Raw genomic sequence first — 16,322 nt, 5'->3', positions numbered from 1 at the left:
AGATAGGGACATTCTGTAAACGAAAACATGATTTTTGTCCCCAGAAACCATCTAATTTAGATGATTTCTAGTGACTTCTGTTAGTGACTAATCGTCATCGTCCTCATCATCTGAGTCGTCTGATTCTTCTTCCAACTCATCTTCATCCTCGTCCTCCTCGGCAACAAGTCTAGAAAGTGTGGCAGTAGAAACGGGAGCTGATTCTGAAAGTTCAGAAACTTCTTCTTCCTCTTCTTCCGATTCCAAATCCCAATCCAAGTCTCCTGGAAGATCCTTGAAAACTTCAATGTCACGGTATTTTTTCATACCTGTTCCCGCAGGAATCATATGACCAATGATGACGTTTTCTTTCAGACCCATGAGGTTGTCTGTTTTTCCTTTGATGGCCGCATCCGTTAAAACCTTAGTGGTTTCTTGGAAGGACGCTGCAGAGAAATAAGACTCTGTGTTAAGGGATGCTTTTGTTAATCCCAGAAGGACAGGAGTTCCTTGTGCCGGAGATCCCCCTTCTTTTTCCACGCGGTCATTTTCTTCATCAAAGAGGAATTTATCCACTTGTTGTTGGTTCACAAACGATGTGTCCCCACTATCAGTGATGATTACCTTACGAAGCATCGAACGAACCACAACTTCGATGTGTTTATCGTTGATATGAACCCCTTGCAGACGGTAAACTTCCTGAACCTCAGAAACCAAATACTCGTGAAGGGCATTTGGTCCTTTGATGGCAAGGATATCATGCGGATCAAAGTTTCCTTCATCCAACTGGTCTCCTCGTTTCACAAAGTCACCTTGGCGCACACGGATTTGTTTTCCGACAGGGATGGCTACTTTTACTTTTTCTTGTTCTGCAGTTTCTGGGATGATATAGAGAATTCGTTTTTCTTTTACGATTTCCCCTTTGTCTTCGATCTTTCCATCGATTTCTGCCAGTGTGCAGGCATCTTTCGGACGACGAGCTTCGAAAAGTTCATCTACCCGTGGAAGACCACCCGTGATATCACGAGTTTTTTCTGCAACTGATGGAATTTTGAAGATGATATCCCCTTCTCGAACCTTGTCTCCATTTTGGAACTGGAGGAGTGCGTCCACAGGGACAGAGTATCCATCAGAACCAACTATGACTTTCGGAACGAGACGATCTTTCTTTTGTTCTACAACTTTCAAAATGATATTGGAAGTTTTTGGATCTACGTCACGACGAACGTTTTTACCAATTTCTAAATCTTCCCATTGGATGGTTCCTGCGGTTTCTGATACTGCCACTTCGTTAAAAGGGTCAAACTCAGCGAGTGCTTTGTTTTCTTCTACGATTTGGCCTTCTTCTGCACGAAGGATGGTTCCGATTTTTACTGGAATCACAAAGTCATCACCCAAGATACGAAGAGTGGTTCCTACAAGAGAAACAGTTCCCGCTTGGTCTGAAGTGATTCGTTGTTCTGTTGATTCGCCAACTTGGGTCGCAAATACTTCCCCTTTTTCCAGTCTTTGTCCATCGACAACACGAACACTGGAAAGTGAATCGGTATTGAATTCTTGGATCAGCCTGTTGACGATGATCGTTCCGCGACGAGCAAATACTTTTGCAGAGTTTGCGTTAGTCACAAGACGACCGTTAATTGATTTTACGATAGAGCGATAAGGAACTTTATGTTCTCTTTCTGAAATGGTAGCAGATGCCGCACCACCCACGTGGAAAGTTCTCATCGTAAGCTGTGTTCCCGGTTGTCCAATGGACTGAGCCGCAATGGTTCCCACTGCTTCCCCAATCTCAGCAGGCACAAGGCGAGCCATGTCCATACCGTAACATTTTGTACAAATTCCGTGGCGTGATCTACAAGTCAGAGGTGATCTTACTTTGATTTTATCGTAACCAAGGTTTTCAATTTGTTGTCCAAGAGCTCTTGTGATGAGAGTGTCTTTCGGAAATACCACTTTTTCGGAAACTGGATCCACAAGGTCTTCTGCCGTATAACGACCGAACACTCTGTCCGCAAGAGAAACGATAACGTTTTCCCCTTCTTTTACAATTCCGAGAGTGATGTTTGCTTTGGTTCCGCAATCATCTTCCGATACGATCACATCTTGAGAGATGTCCACAAGACGACGAGTGAGGTAACCCGCATCGGCAGTTTTTAACGCCGTATCCGCAAGACCCTTTCTCGCACCGTGTGTGGAGATAAAAAATTCTAATACCCCGAGACCTTCACGGAAGTTGGAACGAATCGCAAGTTCAATGATTTCCCCAGACGGTTTCGCCATAAGTCCCCGCATCCCTGCGAGCTGACGGATCTGTTGTTTGGAACCACGAGCTCCGGATGCTGCCATCACGAATACTGGATTGAATCCACCTTGGTCTTTTTCGAGTTCCTTAAACATCCCGTCAGTAATTCGGTCATTGGTTTTGGTCCAAATCTCGATTACTTTTTTACGACGTTCTTCGTTCGTGATGATACCTTTACGATACTCCATATCCGCTTTTTCTACTTCTTTGTTGGCATCAGTGACAAGACCCTCTTTTTGAGGAGAAACTCGGATGTCATCAATCGAGATCGTAGGAGCAAATACAGTCGCATAACGGTAACCAAGTCGTTTGATTTCATCAAGCATCACAACCGTGATCCCTGGCCCAAACTTCTCGTATACGTCTGCAATGATTTTGTTTGTTTCTTTATCACCGAGGGTTCTGTTGATATAAACATACCCTTTTGGCATCACTTGGTTGAAGATAAGTCTTCCCGGTGTGGTTTCGATGATTTTCCCTTCATGAAGAACGGAGATTTTGGAGCGAATTTCTACGGTTTTCGTTTCAATCGCATACATTACCTCTTCCAGACCAGTGAAGAATTTTCCTTCTCCTTTAGCGTCTTTTACTTCAGAAGTTAAGTAGTAAATTCCAAGAACGATATCTTGTGTTGGTCCACAAATCGGTTGTCCGTTCGCAGGATTCAAAATGTTATGCGGTGATAACATAAGCATCCAAGTTTCGAGCTGTGCCTTTGGAGCAAGCGGTACGTGGATTGCCATTTGGTCCCCGTCAAAGTCGGCGTTAAACGCGTGACAAACGAGAGGATGGAGTTTGATTGCCTTTCCTTCTACAAGGACTGGTAAAAATGCTTGGATTCCTAGTCTGTGAAGTGTAGGAGCACGGTTCAGGAGAACCGGGTGTTCTTTCACCACAGTTTCCAAAACATCAAAAACTTCTTTGTCTTCTGCTTCGATTTTTTTCTTCGCAGATTTGATGTTTGGTGCTAGTTCCAAATCCACAAGGCGTTTCATAATGAATGGTTTGAAAAGTTCCAAAGCCATTTTTTTAGGAAGACCCATTTGGTGGTATTTGAGTTCAGGACCAACTACAATTACGGAACGACCAGAGTAATCCACACGTTTACCGAGTAGGTTTTGGCGGAACCGGCCTTGTTTTCCTTTGAGCATGTCGGAGATCGATTTCAGTGGTCGATTTCCTTTTCCTTTCACAGTGCGTTTGCGACGGCTGTTATCAAAAAGAGCATCTACTGCTTCTTGTAACATACGTTTTTCGTTTCGTACGATGATCTCAGGAGCTTTCAATGCAAGAAGTCGTTTGAGACGATTGTTTCTGTTGATCACTCGACGATACAAATCGTTAAGGTCGGACGTTGCAAAACGTCCCCCCTCTAATTGCACCATCGGACGAAGTTCTGGTGGGATCACTGGAACTACATCCAGAACCATCCACTCAGGACGGTTTCCGGAATCCCGGAACGCTTCCAAAACTTCTAGGCGTTTGAAAATACGTTTGTCGGAGATTTTATTTTTATCTTGGATCTTTTGGCGGATCACACGAGCTTCTGCATCCACGTCGATACGTGCGAGAAGTTCTTTGATGGCGTCCCCACCGATACCTGCGATAAATTTATCACCGTATTCATCTAAATAATTATGGTATTCATCTTCATCGATGAGCTCGCCTCTGTTCCTTCCGGAATCAGCAGGATCGATAATCACATACTTCTCAAAGTAAAGAACACTTTTGAGTTGGTTGATGGTCATATCAAGAAGGAGACCCATACGAGAAGGAACCGAACGGTAGTACCAAATATGTGATACGGGAGCCGCAAGTTCAATATGGCCCATTCTTTCACGACGCACTTTGGAGTGAGTTACCTCAACCCCGCATTTGTCGCAAACCACTCCCTTATAACGGATGGATTTGAACTTACCGCAGTAACATTCCCAATCCTTCGTGGTTCCGAAGATTTTTTCGCAGAAAAGACCATCTCGTTCCGGTTTTAGGGTACGGTAGTTGATCGTTTCAGGTTTTTTAACTTCCCCGAACGACCACTCTTTGATCCGCTCGGGTGATGCCAAACGGATCGTAATCGATTCAAAACTATTGTAATTTCTCATACTTTTTCCCTTCCCTAAACGTTTTCAATGGTCTCGAATTTGATTTTCTTTTTGTTTTTCGAGAATTCATCTTCGTAATCAGAGATATCCACTTCCAATCCTTCGGAGTCTTTGATGATGATATCAAGAGCTAGTCCTCGGAGTTCCTGAACAAGAACGTTGAACGATTCTGGAATTCCCGGTTTGATCGAGTGGATTCCTTTTACTATCGCTTCGTAAATTCTTGCACGTCCAAGCATGTCGTCTGACTTGATGGTGAGTAACTCTTGTAAGGTGTGTGATGCACCATAAGCCTCAAGAGCCCAAACTTCCATCTCCCCTAACCTTTGTCCCCCGAACTGCGCTTTACCACCGAGTGGTTGTTGCGTTACGAGTGAGTAAGGTCCAGTAGATCTTGCGTGGATTTTGTCATCCACCAAGTGAGCCAGTTTCAACATGTAAATGTATCCACAGAATACTTGGTTGATGAATTTCTCTCCCGTTCTTCCGTCGTATAACTGAAATTTGCTGTTTTCTGGTAATCCCGCTTTTTTGCAGAATTCATGAACGTCTCCTTCGGAAGCTCCATCAAACACGGGAGTTTCAAAGTTGATCCCTAGTTTTTTAGCAGCAAACCCAAGTTGAGTTTCGAAAATCTGACCGAGGTTCATCCGTGAAGGAACCCCAAGTGGGTTAAGCACGATATCAACAGGAGATCCGTCTTCCATGTATGGCATATCTTCTTGTGCCATCACACGAGCAACGACCCCTTTGTTTCCGTGACGACCCGCCATCTTATCACCCACGAGGAGTTTACGTTTACGAGCCACATAGACTTTCACCATTTCTTCCACGCCAGCAGCGAGTTCATCGCCTGTTTCACGGGAATAACGTTTGATATCGATGACAGTTCCTTCGAAACCGTTTGGCATACGAAGAGAGGAATCTCTTACTTCTTTTGCCTTCTCTCCAAAAATGGAGTGTAATAGTTTGTATTCAGGAGTAAGGTCGGTTTCTCCTTTGGGAGTGACCATACCAACAAGGATGTCCCCTGGTTTCACTTCGGCACCCACACGGATCACACCAGACTCATCCAAATCACGGAACGCTTTGTCCGATAGGTTTGGAATGTCACGAGTGATTTGTTCTTGTCCGAGTTTGGTTTCCCGAGCTTGGATTTCGAATTCTTCAATGTGAATGGAAGAGAAAACATCGTCTTTGATGATTCGTTCCGAGATAAGAATCGCATCCTCAAAGTTGTATCCTTCCCAAGGCATAAACGCAACAAGTACGTTACGACCAAGTGCCAAGTAACCAGCATCAGTGGATGGGCCATTGGCAAGAACAGTTCCTTTTTGTAGGATTTGACCGAAGTCACCGTATTTTTCACCTTTGATGATTTGTCCGGCAACCGGAGCACCAATTCCTAAGTCTTGGCCTTCTTTCACAACCGCTACATATTGTACGTCTTCCGAATGGAAAAGGTCATGGGTTTCTTTTTCCCCGTTTGGAGTCGTTAGCTCCACACGTTCTTTGGAAACCTTACTTACCTTACCACCAGTAGTTGTGTGTAACATAGAAACGTTTGGTTTTTGGTTAAAACAAGTTCCTTGGTTGGTTTTTTTGAATTTAATGAGTGGGTAATGAACAATCTCTTTGGATTGGTCTTCTTTGATCCAAACACCAGTAGCATCTACTTTCGAAACCACACCGTCTTTTTTGGCAACGATACAAACACCCGCATCATAAGCAGCACGAGCTTCCATACCAGTTCCCACAAAAGGAGCTTCTTCCGTAAGAAGTGGCACCGCTTGGCGTTGCATGTTTGATCCCATGAGAGCGCGGTTCGCATCATCATGCTCTAAGAACGGAATGAGTGCCGTTGATACCGATACCACTTGGAGTGGAGCTAGATCCATATATTGGATCTCAGATGGGCTACGGAAAGGAAAGTCCCCTCTATGGCGAGTGGAGATAAGTTTAGAAGTAAATTCTCCCTTATCATCTACAGTCGAATTGGACTGTGCCATATAGTGGTATTCTTCTTTGTCCGCAGTGAGATACTCTACTTGTTTTTGGACTTTTCCGTTTTTCACAAGGCGGTATGGAGTTTCAATAAAACCATAATCGTTCACTCGTGCAAAACTAGACATGGAAAGAATGAGACCAATGTTTGGACCTTCCGGTGTTTCAATCGGGCACATACGACCATAGTGAGAATAATGAACGTCACGAACTTCGAAACCTGCTCGGTCACGAGAAAGACCTCCTGGCCCAAGAGCGTTTAACCTACGTTTGTGGGTAAGTTCTGCCAGTGGATTGGTTTGGTCCATAAACTGAGAAAGTTGCGATGATCCAAAAAACTCATTGATCACCGCAGTGATTGGTTTGATGGAAATGAGAAGTTGCGGAGTTTGTTGTTCCGGCTCTTGAACTGTCATCCTTTCTTTGATCACTCGTTCCACACGTGAGAATCCAAGTTTCAATTGGTTTGCGATAAGCTCACCCACCGAACGAATCCTTCTGTTTCCTAAGTGGTCAATATCATCCGGATAGTAGTTTTCTGCTTCCGACATAAGCATCACAAGATAACGAACGGTTTCGATGATGTCTTGTTTTCTTAAAACTCGGTCTTCTGCTTTTGCAAATTCTTTCGGATTGTTGAATTCGAATTTACTATTGATTTTGTAACGACCCACAACACCTAAATCAAAAGTTTTAGGTGAGAAAAAGAGGCGTTTCAGTTCTGCTTCTGCGTTTTCAATCGTAGAAGGTTCCCCTGGACGCATGATGGTGTGAAATTTTTTCACTGCATCTTCGTAGTCGTTGACACCGTCTTTTTCAAGACAGTTGATAAGAACTGGGTTGTCTTTTCCTTTCGGAAATTCAATGACATCCACATCTTTTACCTTCATTTCACGAAGGATGGAGATATTATCCTCATTGATTTTGGAACCAGCATCGAGCATAACCTCGCCCGTTTCCATGTTGATGATATCAGCAATAGTTCGGCGACCAATCAGACGTTTGAGGTCTTTTGGATTGGCACCAGCAATCTTCATTTTGGAAGATCCATAGAACAAACGAAGCACTTCTTCGTTCGTTCCCATACCCATTGCTTTTACAAGTAAGGTTGCAGGAAATTTTTTCTTACGGTCGATTTTGGCCACAAGGATTCCCTTGTTGTCCATTTCGAATTCCAACCAAGAACCTCGGTAAGGAATGACCCGTGCCGAGAAAGTATCACGCACTTGGTCATAAGAAAAGAAAATACCAGGGGATCTATGAAGCTGGCTTACCACTACCCTTTCCGCACCATTGATGATGAAAGTTCCGTGGTCTGTCATCACAGGAAGATCTCCCATGTAGACAACTTGTTCCCGGATCTCTCCGGTATCTTTGATGATGAGTCGAATGACTGCTTTTAAGGGAACTGCAAAGGAGGAGTCAGTGTCTTTGCATTCTTGCGGATCGCGTTTCGGCTCTCCCAAGATATAATGGCCATATTCCATGACCATATCATTGTTTGGTGATTCGATTGGAAAGGATTCACGAAATACCGCTTCCAATCCTTGGTTCAAACGTTTCGTCGGATCTTTCACTTCCGACTGGAGAAACCAATCAAAGGATTTTTTTTGTACGTAGATAAGATTAGGAAGTAAATTGAGGTCGGTAATTTTACCGAAATTTACCCGGTTTCTAATTTGCATTCGGGTATGCATGGAATACTCTCCCTAGAGACAACAAAATAATAGATGGTATGATAAACGAAAAAATAGAGGTGGGGACGCCTACGGCCTCCCTGCCTCTAAGTTTTTGAAGACTGGGTTTAAAAATTGGCAACCGATTAACCGGCAGCAGCAACTTCTACTTGAGCCCCAACACCTTCGAGTTTTTTCTTAATATCAGCAGCTTCGTCTTTAGAAACGCCTTCTTTCACTGATTTTCCACCAGCTTCAACAAGCGTTTTCGCATCTGCCAATCCAAGACCAGTGATTTCGCGAACGAGTTTAATAACGTCGATCTTTTTGTCACCGTGTGCTTTCAAGATTACATTGAAAGTTGCAGGCTCTTCAGCAGCAGCTGCGCCACCACCTGCACCCGCAACAGCCGCTACCGCAACCGGTGCAGCAGCAGAAATCCCGAATTTGTCCTCCATCTTTTTCACTAGATCAGCTGCCTGAACTAATGTAAGACTTCCAATTTGTTCTAATAGCGCGTCAACAGACATCCTATATTCTCCTTATCCTACTAATCACTATGATTACTAATTGCCGTTTTTCTCGGCTACAGCATTGATGGCGCGAGCCAATGATGCCATGATTTGATTGATTCCAGAAGCAATTTGCGTTGCAGGAGCATTGATCCCACGAGCAACTTGCGCAAGAAGTTCTTGTTTGGACGGAAGTCCAGCAATCGCCTCTACTCCAGATTTACCCAAAACTTCCCCGTCCATATAGCCGGTTCTGATTTCGAGTTCCTTCTTATCTTTTGCAAAGTCCTTACAAACTTTTGCTACTGCTGGAAGTGCATCCAGAGAGAAAATAGCTGCAAGTGGTCCTTTGTAAACATCCCCAAAGTCAATGGAGTTGTTTTTATGTTCAGAAGACTCTTTTAATGCACGGAGAAAAAGGTTGTTTTTGATTACCTTCATCTCCGATCCTTCTTTGCGAAGTTTCGCACGAAGGTTGGACATATCTTCAACAGTTAAACCGCTGTAAGATGCTAAAATAAAGTTTGGTCGTTTTTCCAAACGAGTTTTAAGTTCTGCTACTGCTTCAATTTTAGATGGATTTGCCATGATTCTTACTCGTTATATGTTCGCGTTTACTAGTTCTTTCACATCGACTTTTACGCCGATTCCCATAGTGGCTGCTACAGAGAAAGACTTGAGGTAATCACCCTTCGCATCAGAAGGTTTGTCTTTCATAAGAGCTGCAACAACAGCATTGATATTGTCAGAAAGTTTGTCATCAGAGAAGGAACATTTTCCCACTCCTAAGTGAACCACTCCCCCTTTGTCAGGGCGGTATTCAATTCGACCTGCTTTGAGTTCTTTTACCGCTTTGGATACGTCAGTAGTAACAGTTCCTGCTTTTGGTTTTGGCATAAGACCCTTACGACCAAGAACTGGACCAAGTTTACCTACTTCCTTCATCATATCAGGAGTAGCCACACAAGCATCAAAGTCAGTCCAACCACCGGAAACTTTTTCGATTAAGTCCATATCACCAACAAAGTCCGCACCAGCTTCCTTTGCTTCGTTTTGTTTGTCTCCTTTGCAGAAAACCAAAACTTTGATTGTTTTTCCAGTTCCGTGTGGAAGAGAGATTGTCCCTCTTACGTTTTGGAGAGATTTATAATTGATTTTAGTCGAAATCTCTAAGGTTCCATCAAATTTGGAAAAACTAGTAGCTTTTGCCAAACCGACTGCTTCACCAAGGGTATAAGCCTTTGTGCGATCGACTTTCTCTTTGAGTTGGATATATTTTTTGCCGCGTTTCATGACTTCTTCGGTTCCCGTTTCCTAATGATTACTCGACGTTTACACCCATGGAACGACAAGTTCCAGCAATGATGTTCACTGCTGCATCCATATCATTCGCATTTAGGTCTTCCATCTTAGTTTTTGCAATTTCTTCTAGTTGAGCTCGTTTGATTGTCCCCACTTTTACAGTGTGGGGAGTGGCAGAACCACCAGGAATCCCAAGCGCTTTCATCACAAGAAGCGCTGCTGGAGGAGATTTCGTTACGAATGTAAAACTTCTGTCGGAATAAACAGTGATGACCACAGGGAGTTTGAGTCCCATTTGGTTTTTGGATCTTTCATTGAACTGTTTACAGAATTCCATAATATTGAGTCCGGCTTGACCAAGAGCGGGACCTACTGGAGGAGCTGGGTTTGCTTTCCCTGCTTCCACTTGGAGTTTAATTTGTTTTACTACTTTCTTTGCAGCCATCTCGTTTCAAGTTCCTTACTAAAAGTCAATCTATCAGTTCTATTGTTCCGATTTTACTTGGAGGTAATCCAACTCCACTGGAGTGGATCTTCCGAAAATTTCTACACGAACGCGGAGTCTTCCCTTATCAGGGAAAATTTCATCCACAAGACCTGTGAAATTAGCAAACGGACCATCTATAATTTTCAATGTTTCGCCCACTTTGAATAGGAAACGAGGTCTCGAAACTTCTTCCGATTCCACACTTCCCACATCGCTGAAGAGATTTTTGATCTCATCCAGTGAAAGTGGCTCCGGACCTTTTCCTTTTCCGCCTACAAACGTAGACACAGAAGGTAAGTTCTGGATTTTAAATCGAAGGTCATCGGTCATGTTCATCTCAACGAGAACGTAACCCGGCATGAGTTTTTTCTTTGTGACCTTCTTCTTGCCGTTTTTCATTTCGGCAACTTCCATTGAAGGAATTTTTACCGCGAAAATTTGGTCTTCCAGCTTTTGTTGTTGGACCATCTTCTCAATGTTTGTTTTCACCTTATTCTCGTGACCGGAATAAGTTTGAAGAACATACCATTTTTTATCTAAAGAATCGCCCACTTCCCTACCTATGTTCCTAATGCCCAGAACCACTTTAACAGTTTCAGGAAAACAAAATCCGAAGCTGATAAAAATAGGGAAAAGATAAATACTGTAACTAGGACTACAACGGTAGAACTCACTACCTCTTGGCGCGTTGGCCAATGTACTTTTTCAAGTTCTGCTTTACATTCCTGAATGAAACTCGTAGCTTTCATTGATCCTTGTCCTGTTCTCTAATTCTATATATTCTGTAGTCTGGCAGGGCTGGAGAGAATCGAACTCCCACCAAGGACTTTGGAGATCCTAGTTCTACCATTAAACTACAGCCCTAAAACAAGCCCTCTACCAGGCTTGAACTGGTGACCCCTTCCTTACCATGGAAGTGCTCTACCACTGAGCTAAGAGGGCAAAACGTTTCCCACCCAAGCGCGGGTTTCCAAGCGAGGCTAGGTTTTTTACACTATTTTAAATGAGGCTCTTTGGTCAATGGAAAATGAGTTTATTTCATAGAAATGGCAAAAAAACAGGAAAAACAATGAATTTCCCTTGAGATTTTAGTTGTGGATTTCCCGGTTCGATAATAGAACCATGTGGGATAAGTCCCCCACTTTAAGGAATGATTCGTGGCGAAACCCTTTGTAGAATTAGAAACACAAATCCCCGATTTGGTAAAGGCAAAATCCAAAATTGTCGTAAGATCCTCAAGGATGAATCGCCAACTAGAACAGTATGTTTTAGGTCTCATCACAAACATCCTTTCTGAAGTAGGACAATCCCAATTTGTGGAGATGCTTTATACAATCTCCAAAGAACTGACCATCAATGGAATCAAAGCCAATCAAAAACGTGTGTTTTTTGAAGATGAAGGCCTCGACATCACAGACGAAAGTGATTACCTCCAAGGAATCAAAGAGTATTCTAAAAAGTTTTCAGAGAAGATGGCAGATGAATACGGAAAACGTTGCCTTGCTCGCGGCGTTTACGTTCAAATCAAATTCCATTACTGTTTGGACGGACTTCTGGTAGAAGTGACAAACAACACTCCGGTCATCAAAACGGAAGAAGCCCGGATGCGAGAAAAAATGAAGAAGTCCATGGGATACAATGACATCGCCGAATTCTATATGGACAATATGGACAATACGGAAGGTGCAGGACTTGGAATTGCCCTCATCATGATTCTACTCAAAAACGAAGGGGTTGACCCTAACCTATTTCGCATCATCACTCATGGAGACCGCACCGTAGCTCGGGTGGAAATTCCATTTAACGACAATTACGTGTCGTTTCGTAGTGCAGAACTAGCAGAAATTTAATTCGTGATTCTCCCGACCCTACTCATTTAGATTTGTATCGACCGCCTGTTTGCCATTTTCGAAACTGGTGGACATGGAATTAAAAGGTGCAAACATTCTCGTCACCGGATCTGCCGGTGGCCTCGGAAAAGCAATGGCTTACCGTTTGGGTAAGACAGGTGCCAATATCATACTCTCAGACATCCAAAAAGACAAATTGGACGAAACCGTAGCTCTCTTTCAAAAAGAAGGAATCAAAACTACAGGTATTGTTGCCAATGTCGCCAAAGAAGAAGACAGCATCCGTCTCATCGAAGAAGCGGCAGCTTTCCAAGGCAGTTTGGACGTAGCGATTCTCAATGCCGGAATTTTACGTGATGGTCTCCTCATCCGAGTCGACAAAGAAACCGGAAAAGTAAAAGGCAAAATGGGAATCGACCAGTGGCAATCGGTCATTGATGTAAACTTAACAGGTGTGTTTCTTACGGCACGCGAAGCGGCAGCAAAGATGGTGGAACAAAAGAAGGGAGTGATCATCCCCATTGCCTCCATCGCTATGCATGGGAATTCAGGCCAAACGAATTATAGCGCTGCAAAAGCCGGTGTTGCGGCAATGACTGTGACTTGGTCAAAAGAACTTGCAAAGTTTGGAATCCGAGTGGCAGGGATCGCACCGGGATTTATTGGAACCGAAATGGTTTTAAAAGACATGAATCCGGAAGCCCTTGCAAAATGGAAATCCATCATCCCTGTGGGAAGGCTCGGAGAACCGGATGAAATTGCATCTACAGCTGAGTTTATCATTTCTAATGATTTGGTGACGGGCGTAGTTCTAGAAATTTCCGGTGGTGTTCGAATCTAACTTCGATTAATGTCTACCCTACCCTCGAAAAAAATTCACGAGGGTAGAGGCCCTCTTTCCAAATTCTTGTCATTTTTTTTACAAACGAAAAAAATTTCGTAGGTAAATACAATACATATTCGTCATAAGGATATAACGGAACTCTTACTGATGAAAATAAAAACAGAACTCACCAAACAACAATTGGAACAAGCGATTAAAGGAATTCAAGGGATAGCCCACCCAATCCGCCTTTTGATTCTTTATACCTTAGCGAAAGAAGAAAAAACGGTAGGTCAGCTTGTCGAATTGTTAGGAACTAGCCAATCTGCGGCATCCCAACACCTAAGTAAGATGAAAAATAACGGAATTTTAGAGTCTCGTAAATCATCGAACCAAGTATTTTACAGTTTGAAAGATCCTAAGTTCAAAGATCTAATCCAAACCATTGTAAAAGTGTACAAAAAGTAAACATTAGTTCTTTTCCTCTCCCAGGAAACGAATGTATTCAGCCACTGCATCCCTTAGGTTTGTATAACCGAAGGGATATCCTGTTTGGGTGATCTTTTCCATTTCCGCACAGGTATAGTATTGGTATTTGCCCTTTAACGAATCTGGCATATCTACATACTCAATATTCACCGGTTTGGCCATCGAAGCGAACAAAGCGTTCGCCAAATCGTTCCAAGTTTCGGCAACTCCTCGTCCCACATTGTACAATCCGTACTTTCGTTCAGAAAGTAAATAAATGCTGATTTTACTAGCGTCCTTGACGTAGAGGAAATCCCTTTTTTGTTCCCCGTCCTTGTATTCCGGTTTGTAAGACTTAAATAATTTTAATTTTCCCGTGTCTCTGATTTGTTCGTAACCTTTCAAAACAAGGCTACGCATCTCTCCCTTATGGGCTTCCCCGTATCCAAAAACATTGAAGTATTTGAGTCCAACGAGTTTATCGGCGATGCCTACTTTTTTAGCATAAAGATCGAATAGTTGTTTGGAATAGCCGTACATATTGAGCGGTTTTAGATTTTCAATTGGGGCTTTGTCGTCATAACCATACTCACCTTCCCCATAAGTGGCAGCACTGGAGGCGTAAAGAAATGGAATATTTTTTGCGACAGCAAACTCTGCCAATTTCTTCGTATAATGAAAGTTATTTTGCATTAAGTAAGTGGCATCTTTTTCCGTTGTGGCAGAACAAGCACCCAAATGGTAAATTTCAGATATCTCGTTTAAGATTGAATTTCCGGAATCTAAAAAAGATTCAAATTGATCTTTCTCATAGTAGTCCTTAAAAAAATTCCTTTGGAGATTTTTCCATTTCTCTGTTGTCCCCAAATGATCCACGACCAAAATATCGGTATTCCCGTTTTGATTGAGATCTTCTATAATTTGCGAACCAATCAGGCCCGCACCGCCAGTGACTAAGGTTAGTTTTTTTGCCATGTCTTCTTTTTAGTTTTTTATACCTAAGGTTTCTTTCTATTCACTTTTTTTTAAAAGTCAGACGGAGTCGATCATCCTTCCAAACTTTGTATCCACTAATTTTACTGTTTCCGAAAGAGGAACAAGAACTTCCGGGATCCAAGGTTTCATCCGGCAATCAAATACAATAGGAACTGCGTACGCGATATGGTTATGTTTTGTTTCCGTTCTCGCATAGACATCGGAGGCCGGCTCCATTCTTGTAAACATTGTCCAAATAAAATCAGAATCAGTTTTTACTGCATCTTCTGAATCATCCACAAGAAATACATAATGAAAACGTCCTAGATCTTCCTGTAACAAAGTTGTCGCCAACTGGTCCTCTTTTGTATAAGCAGATCCCTGAACCACAAGGACTCCCGGTAAAAACACTTTGGGATTTTGGAAACGTTTGTCTTTAAAATGACCTGAAAATTCACGAGGAAGGTTAGGATATTTTAAAGGTGCATTGGCTTCTGTAATTCCCATCCATAACATCTTACTCCCTTTGTTTACCGTTCCACTGGTATAATCGAGTGTATCTTGACTGATATTGCTAAAAATAAAAAAGTCAGTTTTCGGATCACATCTTTCTGTGATGACTTTAAATGTTTCTGAAAAGTTTTTTAGATTCACTCGTTCATTGGTTACGAGCAAACATTTTGTGAGTGAAAGTTGCCCTTCTCCCAGAATGCGAAGAGCTCCCATAAAGGCTTCTCGGAAGTATCTTTCCTTCACAATCGCTGCGGCAAGAGAATGAACACCAGATTCTTCGTAGGCCCAGACACCAAGCACCTGTGGCATGACAAGTGGGAACATCGGAGAAAGTAAATCCTGTAAAAACTCAGCGATGTAATGGTCTTCTTGGGGAGGCCTTCCTACCACTGTCGCAGCCCAGATCGCATCCTTTCTATGAAGGACATGTGTTAGGTCTAGATAAGGATAATCGTGTAACAAAGAGTAGTATCCATAGTGATCACCAAATGGGCCTTCCGGTTTTCTAAGTTTAGGAGGGATCTTCCCAATCAGAGCAAAGTCGGCATCAGCAACGATTGGGTATGGGGATACCGATTTGTCTTTTTTCATCCGGAGTTTTTCACCCATTAAAAAGGAAGCAAATACAAGTTCCGGGATTTCTTCTGGAAGTGGTGCCACCGCAGCAATCGTTAAGGCAGGTGGTCCACCAATGTATACGTGCGCAGGAAGGGACTCTCCTTTTTTTTCCGCTTCATAATAATGAAAGCCACCTCCCCGGTGGATTTGGATATGCATGCCTACGGTTTTATCGCCGAATAATTGCACACGGTACATACCTAAGTTTCCATTCCCTGATTCCGGATGTTGGGTATAAACCAAAGGAAGGGTGACAAAAGCTCCTCCGTCTTTCGGCCAAGATACCACTTGGGGTAACTCGGCGGTTGTGATTAGGCCGCCAGAGAGAACCGGAGCCCTTCTCACCTGTTTTAAACCCACTTGGAAGGGCAAAAGTCCAAGAGAACGTTCCTTCCAAAGTTTCGAAAACCTAGGAGGGAAAATCTCCTTCGCAAGTTTGGCTAGACGCTGGATGGTCGCAACGGGTTTTGGGCCAAAGGCTAAATGAATTCGTTTTTCAGATCCGTAGAGATTGGTTGCTACCGGAAACTTTGTCCCTTTGACATTGGTAAAAAGAAGGGCCGGGCCTTTTTTGGCCACAACACGCCTCTGGATCTCCGCAAGTTCCAGGTAAGGATCCACGGGTTCAGAAATCACACGGAGTTCTCCCTCCGTTTGCAAAAGTCGGACAAAATCATTGGTGGATCGTAGTGAAACCATAAAAAG

The 16,322-nt window shown here is 43.0% G+C and carries 13 protein-coding genes and 2 tRNA genes; 3 read left to right on the top strand and 12 right to left on the bottom strand.

Annotated elements, in window-relative coordinates:
* Positions 1-87: 87 nt before the first annotated feature.
* The 10 genes from rpoC to EHQ16_RS15180 all read right to left on the bottom strand — a co-directional run bounded on the left by rpoC (position 88) and on the right by EHQ16_RS15180 (position 11,312).
* Positions 88-4,389, bottom strand: a complete 4,302-nt coding sequence (gene rpoC, locus EHQ16_RS15225; RefSeq protein WP_135632110.1) for a DNA-directed RNA polymerase subunit beta' — start codon at positions 4,387-4,389, stop codon at positions 88-90.
* Positions 4,390-4,403: 14 nt separating this feature from the next.
* Entirely contained in the window at positions 4,404-8,090 is a 3,687-nt protein-coding gene (gene rpoB, locus EHQ16_RS15220; protein ID WP_135632109.1) for a DNA-directed RNA polymerase subunit beta, read from the bottom strand.
* 125 nt (positions 8,091-8,215) lie between these two features.
* Positions 8,216-8,599, bottom strand: coding sequence for a 50S ribosomal protein L7/L12 (rplL, locus tag EHQ16_RS15215; protein WP_004783509.1), 384 nt, complete (start codon positions 8,597-8,599; stop codon positions 8,216-8,218).
* Between the two features lie 36 nt (positions 8,600-8,635).
* A complete protein-coding gene (gene rplJ / locus EHQ16_RS15210; RefSeq protein ID WP_100743131.1) occupies positions 8,636-9,169 on the bottom strand; it encodes a 50S ribosomal protein L10 in 534 nt (177 codons plus the stop codon).
* A 12-nt stretch (positions 9,170-9,181) separates the two neighbouring features.
* Positions 9,182-9,874, bottom strand: a complete 693-nt coding sequence (rplA, locus tag EHQ16_RS15205) for a 50S ribosomal protein L1 (protein WP_135632108.1) — start codon at positions 9,872-9,874, stop codon at positions 9,182-9,184.
* Positions 9,875-9,902: 28 nt separating this feature from the next.
* Positions 9,903-10,328 carry a 50S ribosomal protein L11 gene (rplK, locus tag EHQ16_RS15200; RefSeq protein ID WP_135632107.1) on the bottom strand — a complete coding sequence of 142 codons (426 nt, stop codon included), beginning with the start codon at positions 10,326-10,328 and terminating at the stop codon, positions 9,903-9,905.
* Between the two features lie 39 nt (positions 10,329-10,367).
* Positions 10,368-10,922, bottom strand: a complete 555-nt coding sequence (gene nusG, locus EHQ16_RS15195; RefSeq protein ID WP_002973653.1) for a transcription termination/antitermination protein NusG — start codon at positions 10,920-10,922, stop codon at positions 10,368-10,370.
* A gap of 8 nt (positions 10,923-10,930) precedes the next feature.
* Positions 10,931-11,119: a preprotein translocase subunit SecE gene (gene secE, locus EHQ16_RS15190; RefSeq protein WP_002973751.1), complete on the bottom strand. Its 189-nt coding sequence runs from the start codon at positions 11,117-11,119 to the stop codon at positions 10,931-10,933.
* 41 nt (positions 11,120-11,160) lie between these two features.
* Positions 11,161-11,234, bottom strand: a tRNA-Trp gene (locus tag EHQ16_RS15185).
* A gap of 6 nt (positions 11,235-11,240) precedes the next feature.
* Positions 11,241-11,312, bottom strand: a tRNA-Thr gene (locus tag EHQ16_RS15180).
* Positions 11,313-11,527: 215 nt separating this feature from the next.
* Between EHQ16_RS15180 and EHQ16_RS15175 the strand changes: the two genes are divergently transcribed.
* The 3 genes from EHQ16_RS15175 (at position 11,528) to EHQ16_RS15165 (ending at position 13,511) form a co-directional block, all read left to right on the top strand.
* Positions 11,528-12,220, top strand: coding sequence for a histidine kinase (locus tag EHQ16_RS15175; protein WP_135632106.1), 693 nt, complete (start codon positions 11,528-11,530; stop codon positions 12,218-12,220).
* 73 nt (positions 12,221-12,293) lie between these two features.
* On the top strand, positions 12,294-13,061 hold the full coding sequence (locus EHQ16_RS15170; protein WP_135632105.1) for an SDR family NAD(P)-dependent oxidoreductase: 768 nt from the start codon (positions 12,294-12,296) through the stop codon (positions 13,059-13,061).
* 150 nt (positions 13,062-13,211) lie between these two features.
* Positions 13,212-13,511, top strand: a complete 300-nt coding sequence (locus EHQ16_RS15165) for an ArsR/SmtB family transcription factor (protein WP_100790775.1) — start codon at positions 13,212-13,214, stop codon at positions 13,509-13,511.
* A gap of 3 nt (positions 13,512-13,514) precedes the next feature.
* Here EHQ16_RS15165 and rfaD read toward each other — a convergent pair whose 3' ends face one another.
* Both rfaD and EHQ16_RS15155 read right to left on the bottom strand, forming a co-directional pair.
* Entirely contained in the window at positions 13,515-14,486 is a 972-nt protein-coding gene (gene rfaD / locus EHQ16_RS15160) for an ADP-glyceromanno-heptose 6-epimerase (RefSeq protein WP_135632104.1), read from the bottom strand.
* 57 nt (positions 14,487-14,543) lie between these two features.
* Positions 14,544-16,316 (bottom strand): UbiD family decarboxylase, encoded by a 1,773-nt coding sequence (locus tag EHQ16_RS15155; RefSeq protein ID WP_135632103.1) that lies wholly within the window; start codon positions 16,314-16,316, stop codon positions 14,544-14,546.
* Positions 16,317-16,322 lie beyond the last annotated feature (6 nt).

Source organism: Leptospira kanakyensis, assembly GCF_004769235.1.
Taxonomy (GTDB): Bacteria; Spirochaetota; Leptospiria; order Leptospirales; family Leptospiraceae; genus Leptospira_A; species Leptospira_A kanakyensis.
This window is presented reverse-complemented; position numbering and strand designations above follow the sequence as displayed.

What these genes read in the sequence shown, in the direction of transcription:
- rpoC (WP_135632110.1), bottom strand. Translation starts at nt 4,389, where the DNA reads ATGAGAAATTACAATAGTTTTGAATCGATTACGATCCGTTTGGCATCA.
- rpoB (WP_135632109.1), bottom strand. Translation starts at nt 8,090, where the DNA reads ATGCATACCCGAATGCAAATTAGAAACCGGGTAAATTTCGGTAAAATT.
- rplL (WP_004783509.1), bottom strand. Translation starts at nt 8,599, where the DNA reads ATGTCTGTTGACGCGCTATTAGAACAAATTGGAAGTCTTACATTAGTT.
- rplJ (WP_100743131.1), bottom strand. Translation starts at nt 9,169, where the DNA reads ATGGCAAATCCATCTAAAATTGAAGCAGTAGCAGAACTTAAAACTCGT.
- rplA (WP_135632108.1), bottom strand. Translation starts at nt 9,874, where the DNA reads ATGAAACGCGGCAAAAAATATATCCAACTCAAAGAGAAAGTCGATCGC.
- rplK (WP_135632107.1), bottom strand. Translation starts at nt 10,328, where the DNA reads ATGGCTGCAAAGAAAGTAGTAAAACAAATTAAACTCCAAGTGGAAGCA.
- secE (WP_002973751.1), bottom strand. Translation starts at nt 11,119, where the DNA reads ATGAAAGCTACGAGTTTCATTCAGGAATGTAAAGCAGAACTTGAAAAA.
- EHQ16_RS15170 (WP_135632105.1), top strand. Translation starts at nt 12,294, where the DNA reads ATGGAATTAAAAGGTGCAAACATTCTCGTCACCGGATCTGCCGGTGGC.
- EHQ16_RS15165 (WP_100790775.1), top strand. Translation starts at nt 13,212, where the DNA reads ATGAAAATAAAAACAGAACTCACCAAACAACAATTGGAACAAGCGATT.
- rfaD (WP_135632104.1), bottom strand. Translation starts at nt 14,486, where the DNA reads ATGGCAAAAAAACTAACCTTAGTCACTGGCGGTGCGGGCCTGATTGGT.
- EHQ16_RS15155 (WP_135632103.1), bottom strand. Translation starts at nt 16,316, where the DNA reads ATGGTTTCACTACGATCCACCAATGATTTTGTCCGACTTTTGCAAACG.